Source organism: Blastococcus goldschmidtiae (assembly GCF_031845325.1).
Lineage (GTDB): Bacteria > Actinomycetota > Actinomycetes > Mycobacteriales > Geodermatophilaceae > Blastococcus > Blastococcus goldschmidtiae.
Genome location: NZ_JAVREI010000002.1, coordinates 405,648 through 425,702 on the forward strand (window position 1 = coordinate 405,648; position 20,055 = coordinate 425,702).

Below are 20,055 nucleotides of genomic sequence, written 5' to 3' on the forward strand. Positions count from 1 at the left end.
CCAGGCGCCCTCACCGGCACACCTAGCTAAGGAGAATTGATGAGCTCCGCAACCCGTGACGGCACCACGCCGGCTGGGGAAGAACAGATCGAGCTGGGCATCAGTGGCATGACCTGCGCATCCTGCGCCGCGCGGATCGAAAAGCGGCTGAACAAGCTGGACGGCGTCACGGCTACCGTCAACTACGCGACCGAGAAGGCGAAAGTCAACTACGCCCCCGGAGTGACTCCCGAGGACCTCCTGGCGGCGGTGCAGAAAGTCGGCTACACGGCTCGCCTGCCCGAGCCGCCCCGGTCGGCAGCCGACGACACCGAGCCCGGCCCGGCTGCCGACGACGACGTGCGCGAGCTCCGCCACCGGCTGCTGGTCTCGACCGCGCTGACGGTCCCGGTGATCGCCATGGCGATGATCCCGGCCCTGCAGTTCACGTACTGGCAGTGGTTGTCCCTGACCCTGGCCGCTCCGGTGGTCGTGTGGGGCGCCTGGCGGTTCCACCAGGCGGCCTGGGCGAACCTGCGCCACCGCGCGGCCACCATGGACACCCTCATCTCGATGGGCACGCTGGCCGCGCTCGGCTGGTCGGTGTACGCGCTCTTCTTCGGAACCGCCGGCGTCCCGGGTCTGACCCACGAGTTCGAGTTCACCGTCGCCCACACCGACGGCAGCGCCAACATCTATCTGGAGGCCGCCTCGGGTATCGCCACCGCGTTGCTCGCAGGGCGCTACTTCGAGGCCCGCGCCAAGCGGCGTTCGGGTGCGGCGCTGCGCGCGCTCCTCGAGCTCGGCGCCAAGGAGGTGTCCGTCCTGCGGGACGGGCGGGAACAGCGGATCCCCGTCGACAAGCTCGCGGTCGGTGACCTGTTCGTCGTCCGCCCGGGGGAGAAGATCGCCACCGACGGCGTGATCACCGAGGGATCCTCGGCAGTGGATGCGTCCATGGTCACCGGCGAGTCGGTGCCCGTGGAGGTCGGGCCCGACGACGCGGTCGTCGGCGCCACGGTCAACGCCGGCGGCCGTCTCGTCGTGCGCGCGACCCGCGTCGGTAACGACACCCAGCTGGCGCAGATGGCTCGGCTGGTCGAGGAGGCCCAGAACGGCAAGGCGAAGGTCCAGCGCCTCGCGGACCGCATCTCCGGGATCTTCGTCCCGATCGTCATCGCGCTCGCGGTGGCGACCCTGGTCTTCTGGCTCGCGATCGGCGGGGGTGTCGGCATGGCCTTCACCGCGGCCGTCGCCGTGTTGATCATCGCCTGCCCCTGCGCTCTGGGTCTGGCCACTCCCACAGCGCTGATGGTCGGTACCGGCCGTGGGGCTCAGCTGGGCATCCTCATCAAGGGCCCGGAGGTGCTCGAGTCCACCCGCCGCGTGGACACCGTCGTCCTCGACAAGACCGGCACGGTCACCACCGGGCGGATGACGCTGCTCGACGTCGCCGTCGCTTCCGGAGAAGACGTCAACGAGGTGCTGCGGCTCGCGGGCGCGCTGGAGAACGCCTCGGAGCACCCGATCGCTCAGGCCATCGCCGCCGGTGCCGCGCAGCGGACGGGGCAGCTCCCGAGTGTGGAGGGCTTCACGAACATCGAGGGGCTCGGCGTCCAGGGCGTCGTGGACGGCCACGCGGTCCTGGTGGGACGCGTCCGGCTGTTCGCCGACTGGGCGCAGCAGATGCCCGCCGACCTCCAGCTGGCCAAGGCTGCAGCCGAGGAGGAGGGCAGGACCGCCGTCGTGGTCGGCTGGGACGGCGCCGCCCGCGGCGTCCTCGTCGTGGCCGACGCCATCAAGCCGACCTCGGCCCAGGCCATCCGGCAGTTCCGCGACCTCGGACTCACGCCCATCCTGCTCACGGGGGACAACGAGACCGTTGCCCGCTCGGTCGCCCAGCAGGTCGGCATCGATGAGGTGTTCGCCGAGGTCCTCCCGCAGGACAAGGTCGATGTCGTCAAGCGACTCCAGGATCAGGGCAAGGTCGTGGCGATGGTCGGTGACGGGGTGAACGACGCCGCCGCCCTCGCTCAGGCGGACCTCGGGCTGGCCATGGGGACCGGCACGGACGTCGCCATCGAGGCCAGTGACCTGACGCTCGTCCGCGGCGATCTTCGGGCTGCCGCGGACGCCATCCGGCTGGCACGCAAGACGCTGTCCACCATCAAGGGCAACCTGTTCTGGGCCTTCGCGTACAACGTCGCCGCACTGCCGCTGGCGGCCGCGGGGCTGCTGAACCCGCTCATCGCCGGGGCGGCGATGGCCTTCAGTTCGGTGTTCGTCGTCTCCAACAGCCTGCGGCTGCGCCGGTTCAAGGCTCTGGCGTCGGACAGCATCGACGGGGGAGCGGGGTCAGACCGCTCCGCGGAGAAGGCCACGGTGACCGACGGAGCCGTTCCGGGTTCCAGCGTCTCCTCGCGCTGAGGTTCTGTCGGCTGCCTGGCGAACAGGGCGGCGCCGAGGAAGTCGACCGGACGCCTTCCCGGCTGACGCAGGAGAGCGCTTGGTCGGCCTTCCCCGGTGGGGCCTACGGGGTTCCCGGCGCCCGCCGCAGTCGGCATCGCAACGCGGTCCCCACCAGGATGACGGCCGCGAGCGCGATGACCGGCAGATCCCCGAAACGGGCGTACGGCGTCAACCCGACGCGGAGCGGAACCGTCTCGCTGAGCAGTGCTGCCGTGCCCAGTTCACTCCTAGCGATCACCTGCCCGCTGGGCAGGATGACGGCGGAGTAACCGGTGGGCGCGGCCTGCAGGACGGTGCGGCCGAACTCCCGGGCCCGTAGTCGAGCTGCGGCGAGCTCGGTTGCCGGCACCTCCTCGGTGACGAAGGATGCGGCGTTGGTCGGAACCAGGACCACCTGCCCGCCCGCAGCCACCGCCTCCCGCACCCGGTCGGCGAAGAAGACCTCGTAGGAGATGACCACCCCGAGCGGCCCGGCGGGTGACTCCAGGAGGGCCTCACCCTCGCCGACGATCGCGTCCCGGGGGACCAGAGCCGTGGCGTCGGTGACCTTCTCCAGGAGACCTCGCGCGGGGATGTACTCCCCAAAAGGCACCCGGTGCTCCTTCTCGTACCGGGCCAGCCGCTCGCCGTCCGGTCCCCAGAGGACCGCGGCGTTGCGAAATCCGTCGTCCTCGGTTTCGACTATGCCGACGACGACGGATGTGTCCAGGCCTCGGGCGAGCAGGCCCAGCGCAGCTCCGGTCGGCGTTGCCCCGACCGGCCCCTCGACGTGGACGACGTTCTCCGGAAGCAGTACGAGATCGGGGGAGCCGCTGATGTCCCGGGCCAGATCGAGGTGGCGCTCGGTGACCGCGGACAGGTCCGAGTCGACCGCCCGCTCGCCGCGCGGACCACCGCCCTGCACGACGACCACATCCAAGGTTCCGGCGTCATGACTCGCGATGCTCGAGCCGACGGCAACCGGGAGGACGCTGACGGCCAGGGCTGCGGCGGCAGCAATCGCTCGGCGGCGCCGATGCGGCAGAACAATCAGCGCCGCCAGCCCGACCCCTGCAGCTGCTGCCGTACCGGTCACCAGCAAGGAGCCGCCGAGTGCGGCCCCACCGAAGAAGGGACCGTCGGGCTGACTCAGGGACAACGCAACGAGTGGGAAGCCACCCAACGGGAATCGGGCCTGCACCGCTTCGAGCAGCACGAGGGCAGCCGGGAGTGCCCACCATCCACCGGACCAACGGCCGTGCGCGGCAGAGGGAACCAGCGCGGCGGCCCCAGCGAGTAGCCCGGCTTCGATGGCAGCCACTCCGAGATACCCGGCGACGTGGAACTCGAGGAGCCACGGAAGCGTGGCTCCGTAGAAGACCAGACCCGTCATCGCGCCGAGGAGGAGCCGGTCTCTCAACGGCCGGCCGTACAGCGCGATGGTCAGCGCTGCGGCGCCCACCGACAGCAGTGGCCACCACCCCCGCGGCGGGGCAGCCAGTGCCCAGGCGGCTCCGGCAGCAAGGGCGAGGGCCATGCCCACCAGCCGGTTCGCCACCCCGCCGTCCCGTGTCACCCGGGCGTCAGTGGGGGCCCTGTCTGACGTCACGGGCGGGGATGGTTGTCTCACCGGCTCCTCCCCGTGCGCGGCGAGCGGGGAATCGAGGTCCGAAAGTGCACCCGAGGGCACGAGAAGTCCCTGTGGAGAGGACCTCGGCCGTGCTCAGCCTGGGCCCGGCTGGATCCCGCCCTCACCCGGCAGCGGCGAGCTCGGTGAGGTCTTCTGCGTACTGCTCGGGTGTCGTGCCGCCGGTGTAAACGATCGAGCGGTCGCCCGGGCCCCAGATGTAGACGGCACCAGCGTGGTCGATCCCGTACTCCTGGTGGGCATCGTCGCTGTCGTGGGGATGTGCCGGGGCGTCGGAGGCGGCGGGGACCTGTGCGGTCTCGGGGAGGTACAACTCGGTGAGCGCAGCCGCTGTGGCTTCGCTTCCCCCGATGAGCCCGGTGAATTCCGGGTCGAACCGGTCGAGCCACTCACGCAGGACCGCCGGGCTGTCCCGAGCCGGGTCCTCGGTCACGAAGAGGACCTGCACGTGGTCCTGCAGCTCCGGTTCCAGCATCTCCCGGGCCAGTGAGAGGTCGGCCATCGTCGTGGGACACAGATCCGGACAGTGCGTATAGCCGAAGAACAACACCGTGACTTCGTCATCCGGCCGCTCGCTGAGGTCGAACACCTCCCCACTCGTCGTGAGGAGCTCCAGGTTCGGACGAGGCCGCGGGGGATCCATCACCGTCCCGTGAAAGCCGTCGTCTTCCGTGGTGATGGTTATCCCGTTTCCCGCTGAAGCGTCCACCGGGTCGGTGGCGTCGGCACCACAACCGGCCAACATCAGGCTGCCGAGGAGAACGGCAGCGCTCGCTGCCGTGCGACCGCGGACCACGCGCACGGGACCTCCTTGGTGGTACGAGGTGGCCGCGACGGGATGCTGACCCCTAGGCGACATAGTAAGCAGCGGCTCGTGGAGCCACCTCACCTGCCAGGTGAGGTCCGGAGCACACGGTCACCAGGGCAGATCGGCGCACTCAGGTCGGCATCCCGGTACGGGTGCCAGGAGTGGGGACCGGCCTTCACCCGCGTACAGAGACGTGCGCGTCGGGCCGGACCGGCAGGGTCGACAGAGAAGTCGACAGCCACGAGTACCGAGTACGAGTCCGGGTAGTAGCCGGGGGTCCGTTGCAACGACCCATAGGGAGTGCCCAGTGCGCGTATCCGACGTCATGACCGCTGACCCGACCTGCTGTTCGCCGGAGACGACGGTCCGGGAGGCCGCCGAGCTGATGGCCGACAACGATTGCGGCTGCCTGCCCGTGGTGGACGAGGACCGCCACGTGGTGGGGGTGGTGACCGATCGGGACATCACCTGTCGGTGCGTGGCCGAGGGCAAGGACCCGGAAACGCCGGTCGCTGAGGTGATGACGTCCCAGGCCAGCTGTTGCGGTCCGGACGACGACGTCGATGAGGTTGCTCGGATCATGAGTGACAGCAAGATCCGGCGGGTGCCGGTGGTCGACGCCGGCGGCTGCTGCATCGGCATGGTTGCCCAAGCCGATCTCGCCCGTACGGACCAGCAGCAGGCCGGGGACGTGGTCGGCGAAGTCTCGGAGGAGAACCAGTCGTCCTCACAGGCCTGATACGGCGTTCTCCAGCCGCCGGGCGGATGAGACCGAGGTCGGTCGTGCCGCACGGCGCCACTCGGCGGCATGCGTCGGTGGGTGCCATCCGCTCCGATCGCCTCCGCACGGAAGGATTGCGATGACCGTCGTAGAGACCATCGAGACATCCAGCCTGGGGGACCGCAGCTACCTGGCGACGGACGGCGAGGTTGCGGTGGTGGTTGACCCGCAGCGCGACATCGACCGGGTGCTGACCCTGGTCGACGTGCAGGGGCTGCAGGTGACCCACGTGCTGGAGACGCACATCCACAACGACTATCTGACCGGCGGGCTCGAGCTCGCCGCTCGGACGGGCGCCGTCTACGTCCTGCCGGCCGACAGCGGCGCGGAGTTCGATCACCTCAGCGTCAAGGACGGTGACGTGCTGGAGGCCGGGGCGATGCGACTCCGGGTCCTGCACACCCCCGGCCACACCCACCACCACGTCAGCTACGCCCTCCACGAGGCCGACGGGCAGGCCGTTGGCGTGTTCACCGGTGGATCGATGCTCTTCGGGGCGACCGGGCGCACCGACCTGGTCAGTCCCGAGGACACCACCGGCCTGACCCACGCCCAGTACCACTCGGTGCAGCGGCTCGTCCGCGAGCTACCGGCCGAGGCGGAGGTCTTCCCCACCCACGGCTTCGGCAGCTTCTGCTCCGCGACTCCGACGAGTGGCACCGCCTCGACGGTGGGGGAGCAGGTCGGGGCCAACCCGGCCCTGACGCTGGCGGAGCAGGAATACGTCGACGCGCTGCTGGCCGGACTCGACGTCTATCCGGCCTACTACGCACGGATGGGTCCGATCAACCGCAGTGGCCCGCCGGCGGTCGACCTCTCCCTCCCCCAGCGGGTCGACGGCGCTGAGCTGCGCCGCCGGATAGAGGCCGGGGAGTGGATCGTGGACCTGCGTGACCGGGTGGCCTTCGCGGCCGGCCACCTGCCTGAGTCGCTGAACTTCGAGCTCGGTGACAATCTCGTCACCTACCTCGGCTGGCTCTACCAGTGGGACGCCTCGCTCACCCTGATCGGGGAGAGCGAGCACCAGATTGCCGACGCTCGCCGGGAGCTGGTCCGGATCGGCATCGACGAGCTGGCCGGCGCAGCGATCGGTGACATCGGAGGCCTGGCCGGTGACGGGGCGCTGGGTTCCTACCGGGTGAGCGACTTCGCCGGCCTGGCCGCCGAGCTCGAACGCGGACCGGTGCAGATCCTCGATGCTCGCCGCGACGACGAGCGCGCCGCCGGGTTCGTTCGGAGCTCGCGGCACATGCCCTTGCACCAGCTCGCCGACCGGCTCGATGAGGTCCCCCGGGGCGAGGTCTGGGTCTACTGCGGGTCGGGTTACCGGGCTTCCATCGCCGCCTCGGTCCTCGACCGACCCGGCCGCCAGGTCGTGCTGGTCAACGACGAGTACGCCAGCGCCAAGAGGGTCGGGCTGGAGGACGAACCCCGTGGTGGAGATCGACGGTGATGACGACGGACTCACGGGCTACCGGGATTGCATCGTCCTGTCTGGGATTTCGCGGCAGTGAGCCCGGGCGAGCAGGACGAAGCACCTGTCTCGCGGGCTCGGCAAGGAGGAGAGCGTGACCACCACTGAGCTGCTCGTCGTCGCCGGGGGCGTCGCCCTGATGGGCGCTCTGGCCTGGTACTTCTTCGCCCCGCGCAAGGCCACGCATGCCGAGGTTCAGGACGGGCGTCAGGTCGTCGACGTCACGGTCAAGGGCGGATACTCACCGAGCCTCATCCGGGTCCAGGCCGGCACCCCGGTGCAGCTGCGATTCCATCGCCAGGAGAACAGCGACTGCACAGCCCGGGTGGTGTTCCCCGACCTGCGCAAGAGCGCCTCGCTGGCCGCCTTCGGCACGACGACGCTGGATCTCGCCATCGACCAACCCGGTGAATACGGCTGGGCGTGCGGGATGAACATGCTGCACGGCACCCTCATCGCCGAGGAAGGCGGCGACGGTGACGGGCTCCGCGACAAAGCCGATCGGGCCGAGACCCCCTTGGCATCGCCAGAACAAGGCGGCGACGAGGTCGTCGAGGCCGCTCGAGGCGTCACGCAGCAGAACCGGGAGACCGCTCGCGCCGTCGGCGTCGGACCCCGGGTCGACGACGTCGCGACGTGCGAACGGGCCGAATTCCTGCTGCCCGGCGCGCTCCGCAGCCTGCCCACCGACGTGGCACGCGCTGAAGCCCAGCTGCGAGCTGTCGGGGGCGTCGACTCCGCCCAGGTCAACTTCGGCGCGGAACGCGCGGTGATCATGTACGACCCGACCCTGGTCGACGTGCAGGGGTTGACGGAGGCGGTCGCGGCCGCCACCGGCTTCCCAGCCCGGCTCCGGGCCGAACCCGGAGCTGCCTCGACCGAGAACGCCGAGGCGGAGGCGCACCGGGAGGAGGTCCGCGACCTGACCCGGCGCGTCGCCGTCGGTGCAGTCCTGAGCCTGCCGGTGGTGTACGCGACGATGGTCGGGCACTTCATCGGCGGCCAGTACGTGCCCGACCTCCTCGAGAATCCGTACATCCAGCTGCTGCTGACCCTGCCGGTGTTCTTCTGGGTCGGCTGGCCCATCCACACCACCGGATGGCGGGCGCTGCTCAACCGCAGCGCAGAGATGAACAGCCTCATCACGCTGGGGACCATCGCCGCGTTCGGCTACAGCCTCGTGGTCACTGCCGTGCCAGGGGTCCTCCCCGAGGACGTGCGCGAGGTCTACTACGAGGTCGTCTCGGTCATCATCACGCTGATTCTCCTCGGCCGGCTGGTCGAGGCCCGCGCCCGGGCTGGCACCGGTGACGCCATCCGTGCCCTGGTCGAGCTCACCCCGGCCACGGCCCGCGTGCTCCGTGACGGCCAGGAGGTCGAGGTCGCCGCCGACGAGGTCCAGGTCGGCGATGACGTACGCGTCCGACCTGGCGAGAAGATCCCCGTCGACGGCCAGATCGTCGACGGCGGCTCCACGATCGACGAGTCGATGGTCACCGGTGAGAGCGTCCCGGTCAGCAAGGCTGCCGGCGACGAGGTCATCGGTGCCACGGTAAACCAGACCGGCGCCTTCACGATGCGGGCGACCAGGGTGGGCTCGGAGACCGCGCTTGCCCAGATCATCAAGCTGGTCCAGGAGGCGCAGTCCTCCAAGGCGCCGATCCAGCGGCTCGTCGATGCCGTCGCGAGCTACTTCGTGCCGGCGGTGGTCTTCATCGCCATCGCCACGTTCGTGTTGTGGTTCGTGTTCGGCCCGGCGCTGACCCTCGCTGTGATCGCTACGGTCAGCGTGCTGATCATCGCCTGCCCGTGTGCTCTGGGGCTGGCCACCCCCCTGTCAATCATGGTCGCCACCGGCAAGGGCGCCCACGCAGGGGTTCTGATCAAGAGCGCCGAGGCGCTGGAGACCGCCCACAAGGTCCACACGGTTGTGCTCGACAAGACCGGCACGATCACCCGCGGCGCACCGTCGCTGACCGACGTGATCACTGACGCCGGGCAAGACGAGGGAGAGCTGCTCGGTCTCGTGGCCTCTGCCGAGGCGGACAGCGAGCACCCTCTGGCCAGTGCGATCGTGGCCGGAGCCCGTGAGCGCGGACTCGACCTCGTGCGACCGACCGCCTTCGACTCGGTCACCGGCAAGGGGATTCGGGCGACAGTGCACGGACACGAGGTGTTGATCGGCAACGCCCGCCTGCTGCGGGACGCCGGCATGGGAACCGGCGAGCTCGAGGAGCACTCCCATCGGCTGGCCGATGACGGGAAGACCCCGATGTTCGTCGCTGTCGCGGGACGGCCGGCCGGGCTCATCGCCGTCGCCGACACGATCAAGCCCGACTCGGTCGCGGCCATCCGGGCCCTGCAGGACCTGGGACTCGAGGTGGCCATGATCACCGGCGACAACGAGCGGACGGCACACGCGGTCGCCCGCCAGGTCGGGATCGACCGCGTCCTGGCCGAGGTGCTGCCGGAGCAGAAGGCCGCTGAGGTCCGCAGCCTCCAGGACGAGGGCAAGCTCGTGGCGATGGTCGGCGACGGCATCAACGACAGCCCGGCACTGGCTCAGTCCGACGTCGGTATCGCTATCGGCACCGGCACCGACGTCGCCATCGAGGCCGCCGACGTCACGCTCATGTCCGGCGAGCTGAGAGGTCTGGTCACTGCGATCGCGCTGTCCAAGGCGACCATGCGCAACATCCGGCAGAACCTGTTCCTGGCGTTCGGATACAACACCGCCGCAATCCCCATCGCCGCCGGCCTGCTCTACCCGGTCACCGGTGCACTGCTCTCGCCGATGATCGCTGCCGCTGCCATGGCCCTGTCGAGCATCAGCGTCGTGGTCAACGCCGCTCGGCTCAACCGGTTCACCCCACCGCGGGTCGTCGCCACCGTCCACGAAGAGCGCGGGACGACGACGGCTCCGTCCACCGGTGCTGCGCTCGCTCCGCCGCAAGCGAAACAACGGTGACCTGACGTGCTCCCGATCTCTACCGCAACGGTGTTCGGGATGCAGCCCTCACCGGGGCGGGCCCGGTGGCTCTGATGCCACGGAACGACCGTAGAAAAGCGACGATTGCGATTCTCCGACGTTCCGGCGAGCCTGTCGTCACACCGGGGCCCGGGGCCGGCCCTTCGGCGTCCAAGAAGAGCTTTCTCGCGAGGGTCGAGGAGCGCGTCGCGCAGCACCGTCTCCGGTTCCGTGGACGTCCGCTGGGGCTGCTGAGCGTGCGCGTCGCCCGTCGGTTCGTGGAGGTGCGCGTCACCGGCCTCGCCGCAGAGATGACCTACTACCTCATCCTGTCCCTTGTACCTCTGGTGACCGCGCTAGGGGCCGCGCTGGGCCTCCTGGGCGACGTGCTCGGCCCGTCCTCGGTCCGCAGCATGGAGACCGCCCTGATCTCCGCTGTCGAGGCGGTGCTCAGCCCGGAACTCGCTGCGGAGGTCGCCGTTCCGTTGGTCGAGCAGTTGCTGCGCCAAGAGCGGGTCGGGGTGGCGATCGGCAGCGTCGCCGGGGCGCTCTGGCTGGGCAGTCGGGTGTTCCGGGCAGCCATGCGTGCTCTCGGGGATGCCTACCAGGTCGACGAGCGCCGCAGACTCCCCGTGCTGTGGGGGCTGTCCCTCGTGTTCACGTTGGCAGCCGTAGTCGTCGTCGCGCTGCTGCTGAGCCTGATCGTGGTGGGTCCGCTGCTCGGCGGCGGGCGGTGGCTGGCCGACGTCCTCGGCACCGGGGAGCAGTTCGAGCAGGCCTGGAATCTCGGTCGCTGGCCACTGGTCCTGTTCGTGGGCGTCATCTTCCTGGCCTGGCTGTACCGGGTCGGCCAGACGGCGGACGACTCGTGGCGAGACGCGCTGCCAGGCGCTCTGTTGGCAACCGTCACGCTGGTTGCCCTTGCTTCGGCCTTCCGGCTGTACGTGGACGTCGCGGGTCCGCAGGGTCCCGACATCAGCAGCGGGTCCGAGGCCGTGGCCGTCGTGGGCCGGTTCATCGGCACGGCACTGGCCACGATGCTCTTCGGCTGGCTGGTAAGCATCGTCGTCCTCATGGGGGGCGTGTTCAACGCCGAATGGAACCGACTCAACAGGTCCTGATGCACGTGCACCCACCAGCGACCACCCAACCGACCGGCCCGATGCCCGGCGACTGAACGAGGTGGGGACCGGGGCGCTGCGACACAGACGGACAACCCGCCGCGACCGCGTCATCCGGCCGTCGCAGGAACGACGTCAACTATGCGGTATCGTAGATCGGTCGCACTCGGGGCTCCGCTGTGCGGCCCACCACGCTGTCGGCCGACCTCTCGGGGGGCTGTTTCCAGGGCGTCCCTGGGGCGGGAGTGCCTCCGGTGGAAAGTAGCAACAACGTCGCGGACGGGCCGGGGCGCCTTCCGCCGAGTAGGGAACCGGCGCCTCCGCGCGGCCCCGGAGACACGTAGAAGGAGAGCCGTGGCCAAGGACAAGGAACCTCGCCAGGACCGCCGGGGTAGTGGATCAAGCCGGTCCGGGGGCCGCCCCGGAGGACGCAGCCGTCCGCAGGCGAACGTTGTCACGGCGCAGCGACCGTGGGGATTGATCGTTGCGGCGATCGCCGTGGTCGTCTTTGCCGCGGCTGTCATCAGCTATGCCGTGGTGCAGGTCGACAAGGCCGAGGCCATGCGTGTCGATTCCGTCGAGGAGATCGACGGCATCGAGGTGTTCGACTACGCCGCCGGCCAGGAGCACGTGAGCAGCGAGGTCGACTACGACCAGACGCCTCCGGTGGCCGGGCCGCACGACGAGGTGTGGGCTGACTGCACCGGGACCGTGTACGAGGTCGATATCCGGCACGAGAACGCCGTGCACAGCCTCGAGCACGGCGCTGTGTGGATCACCTACGACCCGGAGGCGGTCTCCGAGGACGACATCGCCCTGCTCGCCGAGGTCGCTGACGAGTCCGGCCGGATGCTGTCGCCCTACGTCGGCCTGGATTCGCCGATCAGTGTCCAGTCCTGGAACCACCAGCTGAAGGTCGACTCTGCCGCTGATCCTCGCATCAAGCAGTACGCCGATTTCATGACCTTCAACGCCGAACTCTTCCCCGAGCCGGGTGCCACCTGTCAGAGCCCACAGTTCCTGGCCGACCCGCTCGTGGAGGATGGCGCCGCCCTCGACCCCGATTCCGGGACGTCGGCGCCGTGATCAGCTCGGCGCCCCGCGCACGCACCGCCAGGTGGATTCCACCGGCGCGTCGGCGGGAGCGATCGACAGGTCATCCAGTTCCGGACGAGTGCCGTGCCGGGCGAGCGAGTCGACGATCAGACCGGTGGGGAGGAGCGGTGACGGAAGAGACGACCGCTCGGTCGGGGTATCGCCCGCTGCGGGCCCTTCTGGGCGTGGTCGTCGCAGTCGGGCTGCTGCTGCTCGGCGGCGGAGCGGCCGTGGCGCTCGGTCTGGGTCGGGACGAGGCGCCCGGCGCGGATTCCGTGGACGCCGGCTTCTCGCGAGACATGTCCCGCCATCATCTGCAGGCAGTGGAGATAGCCAACCTGGCGTTCGAACGCACCGAGAATCCAGAGATCCGCCAGATGGCGTTCGACATCTCGGCCACGCAGACCAATCAGGCCGGTCGCATGCAGGGCTGGTTGTGGCTCTGGGGAGTCCCACCCGCTGGTGGCGAGACGATGGCCTGGATGGCGACCGACGAGCACGCCGGCCACGACGCGGCCATGGGGGCCGACGGCCTGATGCCGGGCATGGCCACCGAAGTGGAGTTGGCGGAGCTGCGCGACTCGTCGGGCACGGCATTCGACAGGCGCTTCCTGCAGCTGCTGATTCGTCACCACCAGGGTGGTCTGGAGATGGCGGAGGCGGCTGCGGATCGTGCCGAGGAGCAGGCGGTGCGCAGTCTCGCGGGCACGATCGCCGAGACGCAGACTGCCGAGACCTCGACGATGACGAAGATGCTGAGTGCCCGCGAAGGCGAGCCCTTGCCCGAACCCTGAGGCGGGGTCAGGCCCTGCACTCCCTGAGTGGTGTCGGCGCCGAGACCTTCCTCAGTCGATCGTGGCCGATCACGAGCCCGCCGAAGGTGGGTCCTTCCGGCTGCAGTACTTCCTCTGTCCTCGGCCTTGCGGCAGGCGTCCTGCTCGGCCCTCCTGTTCGCCGAACCTTGCGCTGACTGCAGGTCGCCCCGCTCTGTCGTGGGACGACGGTGACTTTGCTGGTCACACCGGCCGCCGTTACCTGACCGTGACAAACTATTCGGTGTCGTAGTACCGTCTCGCCCGGTCCGGTTGAGCCCGCGTCCCTCGACCGAGGGGCCTCGGCCGGATCCCGCCGAACTGTCATCGATGACCACCATCAGGACAGACCGGGGACCCACAGTTCCCTCGGGGTGAATCCTGCGCACTGCCCGGTGCCAGGTAGGGCGCCTTCCCGCCCGAACCCGTCAGCTAACTCGGTAGGCGGCGCGAAGGAAATGGAGCTCGTCGCGTTGGCGACCCTGCGTGCACGACCTGTCCGCGACGACCTCTCACCCGGTGAGCGATCTGAACCCTTCCGCCGGCGCCGGCGACGTCTCCTCGGCAGCACGATCGCGGGCTCTGCGCTGGCTGCCCTGATGAGTATCGCCATCAGCTTTTCGATGACTCCAGCCGTTGCGGCGCCGGGTGACGAGGCTGCGGTCGCACGGTCCGACCGTGATTCAGCGGCGGCTGAGGTGCGACGTCTCGAACAGCTGGTCGCCGAGGCGGAGGATGAGCTCTCGCGCTTCACCGTCGAGGCCGAGGCGGCCGCGGACGCCTCTCGGCGGGCACAGGAGGAGCTCGCCGCCGCGCAGGCCGCGGCATCGGCTGCGGAGGTGGACCTCCAGACCGCTACGGCGGCGGTGGAGCAGGCGCGGGCCGGAGTCGCCCGTCTGGGCCGGGAGAGCTACATGGGAAGCGATTCCCTGGAGACCGCGGCGGCCTTGCTGGACTCGGACGGCCCGGCGGAGTTCCTGCAGCGAGCCTCCACACTGGAAATGCTGACCGACGATCGCGCGGCCGAGCTCACCGAGTTCCGTGCGCTGGAGCGGGAGAAGGCCGAGGCCGGACGTGTTGCGCAGATGGCCCTTTCAGAGCGCGACCAGGCGGCGGCCGGCGCGGCTGAGCTCGAGGCCGCTGCGCAGGCGCGACTGGTCGAAGCCAAGGATGCCTACGACAGCGTCACCTCTGAGCGAACTGCCCTGCAGGGCCGGCTGCAGCAGGCCGAGATCGCGCTGCTCGAGCTCGAGGGCGCCGCGGACGGGCGGGCCGCGTGGGCGGATCGGATCAACACGGAGAACGCGCAGAGAGACGCACAGGCTGCCGCCACAGCGGCGGCGGCTGCCAGCGGTCGCGCAGTGGCTCCCACCACTGGTCGCGTGACCTCCTGCTACGGCTCTCGCTGGGGAACCATGCACTACGGCGTCGACATTGCCGCGCGCATCGGCACGCCGATCTATGCGCCCGAGGCCGGGCGGGTCCTCCAAGCCGGTCCGGCCAGCGGCTTCGGGCTGGCCGTATACGTCCAGCATCCCGACGGCTCGATCACTGTCTACGGGCACATCAACGACTACTTCGTCCAGGCCGGTCAACAGGTATCGGTCGGCCAGCAGATCGCCGAGGTCGGCAACACCGGCCAGTCGACTGGCCCGCACCTGCACTTCGAGGTGCGCACCGGCGGGCTCAACGCTGACCGAGGCAACCCGATCCCCTGGTTGGCGGCGCGCGGCGTCTCTCTCGGCGGAGGATGTTGAGCGATCGGCGCGTGTGCAGGTGGGCGCACCAGGGGCCGAGCGGGGGGCTCATGGATGCAACGCGTCCGTGGGCCCCCGATTTCGTGCGATCAGATCTCTCGCCGGTCTGCTGTCAGCAGCCCGTGCTCCTCTTGAACGCCGGACGTGCGTCGCTGAGTCAGCCGTGGCGGAGCAATGGTCGAGCCCGGGACGGTGCTCGGCTGGTTACCCCGTCGCCGCTTCCGTCGCCAGACGTCGCCCGCCAGAACCGCGACTGACAGGACGGCGCTGACGGTCAGGATCGGCGGGACCAGATGCGTCCACGAGTCGATGCTCGCCACGGAGGCGCCGACGCCGACGTACAGCACCGACCACGGCACGAGCCCGACTGCGGTCCCCAACAGGTAGGGGACGAGCCGGACGCCGCTCAAGCCGGCCGCGTAGCTGACGAAGACGAACGGGGCCACTGGCATGGCTCGCGCAACGAGTACCGAGACGAAGCCTCGTTGGCTCATCACCCGGTCCAGCCGAGCCAGACGCGCGCCGGCCAAGCGCACCACAGCGTCACGGCCCAGCCACCGGCTCAGGACGAAACCGGCCAGACCACCGAGCATTCCGCCGCCCATGGCCACCGCCAGCCCCGCAGGGAAGCCAGCAACGGCACCGACCAGGACGGACAGCGCCGTCCGGGAGATGGGGGTCAACAATGCGACGGCGACCCCGAGGACCACCATGGCCCACCTCACCCAGCCGCCCTCAGCCAGCCAGGCGCGCATACCCTCGACGTTCGGCAGCTGGACCGATACGGCAACCGCTGTGCCGATGAGCAGGACCGCCACCGCGGCAAGGACACGCACCGAAACCCGCCGGGGGAGTGGGGTCACCCCGTCACCCGGACAGGTAGCTGCCCCGGCATCCGGCTGGAGCGGCGCGCCTTCCCGAGGTGTCGCCTGCGGACCAGTCGCATGAGCAGAGCGACCAGCAGGACCAGCGCCATGGCCGCGAGCATCGGTACATCCCCCGTGTACACGGGGTGAAGATTATTACGTCTGGTAGTAGCCGACCGTGGGAGTGCGTCGTCACGGTCGCGCGCAACTGTGGTGAGCTCGGAACCCGATAGTGCTCCCAGTACTGTACCGACCTGAACTCCATGAAGGGGCGCCGCTGGACGACGCTGCGACTCACTGGAGGACCCTCGACGAGCCGGTGACTGACTGAGAGGGTCGCTGGCGCACCCCGGGTCCCCACCGGATCACTGCCCGCTGGGCTTGCTGGAGGTCACAGCCAGGCTGAGTTCTGCAGGGGATCCGGTGGCCCGGGACGTGCCGACTGGCGACAGGGCTGAGCGCCTCGAGCGCCGATCAGTGAGCGACCGGCGTGCACGTCCCGAGACCACCGGGTGCTTCCCCGCTGCTGCAACAGCCAGGAGGCACACATGAACGATCCCACCGTCGCGGCCCGTCCGGCAGGGCCGGTGTTCGCCGGCATCGACTGGGCCAGTGCCGACCATGCGGTCTGCGTCGTCGATGCCGCCGGCGCGGTGTTGTGGCGCCACACGGTCGCGCATAGCCGCGCCGGGCTGGCTCGACTGGTCACCCGCCTGACCGAGCTGTACGTGGTTCGAGTCGGCATCGAACGCCCCGACGGGCCGGTCGTGGAGGCGCTGCTCGACGCCGGCCTGCCGGTGGCGGTGGTGCCGCCGCGGCAGGTGAAGAACCTGCGCTCTCGTTACCGGGGCGCGGGCAAGGACGACCGGTTCGACGCCTATCTGCTGGCCGACACGATGCGCACCGACGGGCACCGCTACACCGACCTGACCCGCGACACCCCCGCCACCACCGGCCTGCGCGCCCTGGTGCGTGCCCGCCAGGACCTGGTCGAGGTTCGGGTCGGTCTGGTCAACCAGCTGCGGCACACCCTGGAGCTGGCCTTTCCCGGCGCAGTGGGGTTGTTCTTCGACCTGCACAGCCCGATCGCCCGCGCCTTCCTGCAGCGCTTTCCCACCGCGGCCGAGGCAGCCGTCCTCGACGAGGAGACGATGGCCGCCTGGCTGGCCGCTGAGGGCTACTGCGGACGCACCCCGGCCGCGGTCTTCATCGACCGGCTGCGCAGCGCCCCGGCCGGGCTCACCGGTATCGAGGCCGATGCCCGCCGGCACATCACCCTGGCGCTGCTGGCCGCCATCGACGCCATCGAGGCCCAGGCCGCCGCCCTCAGCCGGCGGATCAAGGAGACCCTGGCTCTGCACCCGGACGCGCCGATCTTCACCAGCCTGCCCCGCGCCGGCCAGATCAGAGCCGCCGCCCTGCTGGCCGAGATCGGCGACGCCCGCGGCCGCTATCCGACCGCCGATGCACTGGCTGCCGCGGCCGGTGCCTGCCCGGTTACCTTCGAGTCAGGCAAGCATCGCGCAGTCGGGTTCCGCTACGCCGCCGACGCCAAGCTTCGCCGGGCGCTCACCGACTTCGCCGACGACTCCCGCCACGCCAACCCCTGGGCCGCCGACATCTACACCCGCGCCCGAGCCCGCGGCATGCGCCACCCACACGCCGTTCGAGTGCTGGCCCGCGCCTGGACCGCCGTCATATGGCGCTGCTGGCAGGACTCAGTTCCCTACGATCCGGCCCGCCACGGCGCCCTCAACCGCTACCTCAACCAGGACGCCGCAGCGGCGGCTTGACACAGGGCTACTCAGCCGGTGAGCACCTCTGGGCGACCCGCATCAGGGTCGGGGTCATCCCCTCCGTCGGCAGGTCGTCCCGCCAAACGTCGCGGACTCTCTGGATGACCACCTCCGGGAGACCCAGGCGCCGTCGGTTTGTCTTGGCGGCTTACTACTACGTGGACCAGTACCCTGAGATCGGTTCGTGAAGGGGGTGGTCGTGCCAATGCGAAAGCTGTGGATCCTGTGGTTGTTCGCCGGTGTCCTGTCGATGCACGGCGCCCAGCACGTCTTCGCCGAACCGGGGGTCGGCGGTAGCGCCTCGGCGCACGCCGATAACGGCATCGGTCACCCATCCGCAGCATCGGCCGCGTTCAGCCCGGAGTCTTCGCTCAGCGGTTCCTCCGTGGCCGCCCCCATCCAGCGTTTGGCGGCAGTAGCCGGGATTCCGACGCCGGGTGATGCACCGGATCATGACCTCGCCAACCACGCGTGGTCCCTGTGTCTCGCGGTCTTTCTGGCTGGGTTCCTCGCTCTTCGGGCAACGGGTCGAGGGCGGCGCCTTGCTTCGTCGGCCCGGTGCGCCGTCGAACGCGGGCTACGACCGCCGATGGGTTGGTTGAGGCCTCCACGACCACCGGAACTAGCGTCGCTGTGTCTCCTGCGGATCTAGGCCGACCGATCTGGACCCCGCCGACCAAGGCGTCGGAGGGGTCGAACGGCACGCCGGCACCGCAACCAACAGGAGACTGCAATGACCCGCACCACAGCACGACTCGTCCAGCTGACCGGCGGACTCATCGCCGGCACGATCATCCTGACCGGTTGCTCGGGCAGCTCCGGTGGCTCCTCCGCCGGCAGCAGCCCCGGGGCGGAGAGTTCTGCGACCGAGGAAGCGACGTTCAACGATGCTGACGTCGCCTTCGCGCAGGGCATGATCCCGCACCACGAGGGGGCCCTCAGCATGTCAGATGTCGCCGCGGAGCGAGCCACTGATCCCCGCGTCGTCGACTTGGCCAACCGCATCGAGGCCGGGCAGGACCCGGAGATCGATCTGTTGACCGGATGGCTCGAGGAGTGGGGTGAGCCGCTCGAGTCCGATGGCATGGGTGGCATGGACCACGGTTCCAACGACATGGACATGGACATGGAGGAGATGCCCGTCGCGGGTCCCGAATTCGACCGGATGTGGCTGCAGTCCATGATCGAGCACCACATGGGTGCTGTGCAGATGGCACAGACGGAGCTCAAGGATGGACGGGACACTGAAGCGCTGGAGCTGGCGCAGCTGATCAGCGAGACGCAGATGCAGGAGATCGCCGAGATGGAGGCACTACTCGTAGAGCTCGGCGGCTGATCTCCACCTGGTGCTGCCGGTCACTGATCGGCAGCACCAGGTGCCTGATCACCCTTATATTCCCGCCTCCGAGAGGCTCCATCGTTGAGCCGACACAGCGGGCGCCGATGATGCGGTCGAACAGCGACCGCCCACCGGTGTGACCGGGCCACCGGCCGCCGACTGCCATTGGTTGTCGATCGGCCGATGACGACCGACGACCCGGGGGCAGCCTCCCAAAATGACGTACCCGCTGGTCCAAGAGCTCGCCGAGAAGATCCCCGTCGCGGTGACCTGCCGGGTGCTCGGCTTCTCCACGCAGCCTTCTACAAGTGGCAGACCAGCCCGGTCAGCCAGCGCGACCTCGCCGACGCCTACCTCACCAACGCCCTCATCGACGCCCACGGCGATGACCCGGAATTCGGCTACCGGTTCGTCGCCGACGAAGTCGCCGGCGTTGGCCTGGTCGCCGGTGAGCGGCGGATCTGGCGGCTGTGCTCGGCGCAGAAGCTCTGGTCGACCACGGTGCGCAAGGGGTGGCGGGCAAGAGCCCCGGCCCGGCGGTGCACGACGACCACGTGCAGCGGAACTTCACCGCGCCCGCCCCGGACCGGGTGTGGCTGACCGACATCACCGAGCACCCCACCGCGGAAGGCAAGCTGTACTGCTGCGCGGTCAAGGACCTGTTCAGCAACCGCATCGTCGGCTGCGCGATCGACGAGCGGATGACCGCCCAGCTGGCCGTCACCGCACTGCGCACGGCAGTGGCCCGACGTCGGCCCGGCGGTGTGGTCGTGGTTCACAGCGACCGCGGATCGCAATTTCGAGCAAGATCATTCCAGGCGGTCCTGACCGCCGCAGGCCTGCAAGGTTCGATGGGGCGAGTTGCTTCGGCAGGTGACAACGCTGCGATGGAGTCATGGCACGCGCTGCTGCAGAAGAACGTCCTGGACCGCCGCCGCTGGCGCACCCGCGCCGAGCTGCACGCCGCGATCGTGTTCTGGACCGAGCACACCTACAACCGCCGCCGTCGGCAACGCGCACTGGCAAGCTCACCCCGGTCGAGTTCGAACTCGCCTTCACCACTCAAGCCGCTATCGCGGCATGATCACTCCCAACCACCGTCAACCGAAGCTGCAGCAGTCCCGATCGGCGTCGGATACACCGGCGGCGTTCTGCGGCGTCAA

15 protein-coding genes, 1 pseudogene and 1 riboswitch are annotated in these 20,055 nt (G+C 69.6%); of the genes and pseudogenes, 12 read left to right on the top strand and 4 right to left on the bottom strand.

Features of this window, described 5'->3' with window-relative positions; genetic code table 11:
* The first annotated feature begins 39 nt into the window (after positions 1-39).
* On the top strand, positions 40-2,406 hold the full coding sequence (locus RM425_RS06695; RefSeq protein WP_311344401.1) for a heavy metal translocating P-type ATPase: 2,367 nt from the start codon (positions 40-42) through the stop codon (positions 2,404-2,406).
* Positions 2,407-2,509: 103 nt separating this feature from the next.
* Here the strand turns inward: RM425_RS06695 and lnt are convergent, their stop codons facing one another.
* A complete protein-coding gene (gene lnt, locus RM425_RS06700; protein ID WP_311344402.1) occupies positions 2,510-4,036 on the bottom strand; it encodes an apolipoprotein N-acyltransferase in 1,527 nt (508 codons plus the stop codon).
* A 142-nt stretch (positions 4,037-4,178) separates the two neighbouring features.
* Entirely contained in the window at positions 4,179-4,877 is a 699-nt protein-coding gene (locus tag RM425_RS06705; protein WP_311344403.1) for an SCO family protein, read from the bottom strand.
* A gap of 313 nt (positions 4,878-5,190) precedes the next feature.
* Here RM425_RS06705 and RM425_RS06710 point away from each other — a divergent pair, with 313 nt between their 5' ends.
* The 7 genes from RM425_RS06710 (at position 5,191) to RM425_RS06740 (ending at position 14,891) form a co-directional block, all read left to right on the top strand.
* Positions 5,191-5,622, top strand: coding sequence for a CBS domain-containing protein (locus RM425_RS06710; protein ID WP_311344404.1), 432 nt, complete (start codon positions 5,191-5,193; stop codon positions 5,620-5,622).
* A 121-nt stretch (positions 5,623-5,743) separates the two neighbouring features.
* The gene (locus tag RM425_RS06715; protein ID WP_311344405.1) at positions 5,744-7,117 is read left to right on the top strand and encodes an MBL fold metallo-hydrolase; all 1,374 of its coding nucleotides are present in this window, start codon (positions 5,744-5,746) and stop codon (positions 7,115-7,117) included.
* A 115-nt stretch (positions 7,118-7,232) separates the two neighbouring features.
* Positions 7,233-10,106: a heavy metal translocating P-type ATPase gene (locus RM425_RS06720; protein ID WP_311344406.1), complete on the top strand. Its 2,874-nt coding sequence runs from the start codon at positions 7,233-7,235 to the stop codon at positions 10,104-10,106.
* A gap of 257 nt (positions 10,107-10,363) precedes the next feature.
* A complete protein-coding gene (locus tag RM425_RS06725) occupies positions 10,364-11,227 on the top strand; it encodes a YihY/virulence factor BrkB family protein (protein WP_311344407.1) in 864 nt (287 codons plus the stop codon).
* A gap of 354 nt (positions 11,228-11,581) precedes the next feature.
* Positions 11,582-12,313: a DUF3105 domain-containing protein gene (locus RM425_RS06730; protein WP_311344408.1), complete on the top strand. Its 732-nt coding sequence runs from the start codon at positions 11,582-11,584 to the stop codon at positions 12,311-12,313.
* A 137-nt stretch (positions 12,314-12,450) separates the two neighbouring features.
* Positions 12,451-13,116: a DUF305 domain-containing protein gene (locus RM425_RS06735; RefSeq protein WP_311344409.1), complete on the top strand. Its 666-nt coding sequence runs from the start codon at positions 12,451-12,453 to the stop codon at positions 13,114-13,116.
* Positions 13,117-13,438: 322 nt separating this feature from the next.
* Positions 13,439-13,596, top strand: a riboswitch (cyclic di-AMP (ydaO/yuaA leader).
* A gap of 137 nt (positions 13,597-13,733) precedes the next feature.
* The gene (locus RM425_RS06740) at positions 13,734-14,891 is read left to right on the top strand and encodes a M23 family metallopeptidase (protein ID WP_311344410.1); all 1,158 of its coding nucleotides are present in this window, start codon (positions 13,734-13,736) and stop codon (positions 14,889-14,891) included.
* An 89-nt stretch (positions 14,892-14,980) separates the two neighbouring features.
* Here RM425_RS06740 and RM425_RS06745 read toward each other — a convergent pair whose 3' ends face one another.
* Both RM425_RS06745 and RM425_RS06750 read right to left on the bottom strand, forming a co-directional pair.
* Positions 14,981-15,709 carry a TVP38/TMEM64 family protein gene (locus RM425_RS06745; RefSeq protein ID WP_311344411.1) on the bottom strand — a complete coding sequence of 243 codons (729 nt, stop codon included), beginning with the start codon at positions 15,707-15,709 and terminating at the stop codon, positions 14,981-14,983.
* Positions 15,710-15,750: 41 nt separating this feature from the next.
* Positions 15,751-15,900, bottom strand: coding sequence for a hypothetical protein (locus RM425_RS06750; RefSeq protein WP_311344412.1), 150 nt, complete (start codon positions 15,898-15,900; stop codon positions 15,751-15,753).
* A 405-nt stretch (positions 15,901-16,305) separates the two neighbouring features.
* Here RM425_RS06750 and RM425_RS06755 point away from each other — a divergent pair, with 405 nt between their 5' ends.
* The 4 genes and pseudogenes from RM425_RS06755 to RM425_RS06765 all read left to right on the top strand — a co-directional run.
* Positions 16,306-17,550, top strand: a complete 1,245-nt coding sequence (locus RM425_RS06755) for an IS110 family RNA-guided transposase (RefSeq protein WP_311344413.1) — start codon at positions 16,306-16,308, stop codon at positions 17,548-17,550.
* A gap of 208 nt (positions 17,551-17,758) precedes the next feature.
* Complete coding sequence (locus RM425_RS21630; protein ID WP_396137029.1) at positions 17,759-18,205, top strand: DUF6153 family protein; 447 nt, start codon at positions 17,759-17,761, stop codon at positions 18,203-18,205.
* 81 nt (positions 18,206-18,286) lie between these two features.
* Complete coding sequence (locus tag RM425_RS06760; RefSeq protein ID WP_311344414.1) at positions 18,287-18,889, top strand: DUF305 domain-containing protein; 603 nt, start codon at positions 18,287-18,289, stop codon at positions 18,887-18,889.
* Between the two features lie 199 nt (positions 18,890-19,088).
* A pseudogene (locus RM425_RS06765) lies at positions 19,089-19,976 on the top strand (IS3 family transposase); the annotation flags it as partial.
* Between the last annotated feature and the right edge of the window lie 79 nt (positions 19,977-20,055).

Excerpts from the sequence above, each read along its gene's own strand:
- RM425_RS06740 (WP_311344410.1), top strand. The coding sequence starts at position 13,734 with ATGAGTATCGCCATCAGCTTTTCGATGACTCCAGCCGTTGCGGCGCCG.
- RM425_RS21630 (WP_396137029.1), top strand. The coding sequence starts at position 17,759 with ATGCGAAAGCTGTGGATCCTGTGGTTGTTCGCCGGTGTCCTGTCGATG.
- RM425_RS06755 (WP_311344413.1), top strand. The coding sequence starts at position 16,306 with ATGAACGATCCCACCGTCGCGGCCCGTCCGGCAGGGCCGGTGTTCGCC.
- RM425_RS06715 (WP_311344405.1), top strand. The coding sequence starts at position 5,744 with ATGACCGTCGTAGAGACCATCGAGACATCCAGCCTGGGGGACCGCAGC.
- RM425_RS06760 (WP_311344414.1), top strand. The coding sequence starts at position 18,287 with ATGACCCGCACCACAGCACGACTCGTCCAGCTGACCGGCGGACTCATC.
- RM425_RS06695 (WP_311344401.1), top strand. The coding sequence starts at position 40 with ATGAGCTCCGCAACCCGTGACGGCACCACGCCGGCTGGGGAAGAACAG.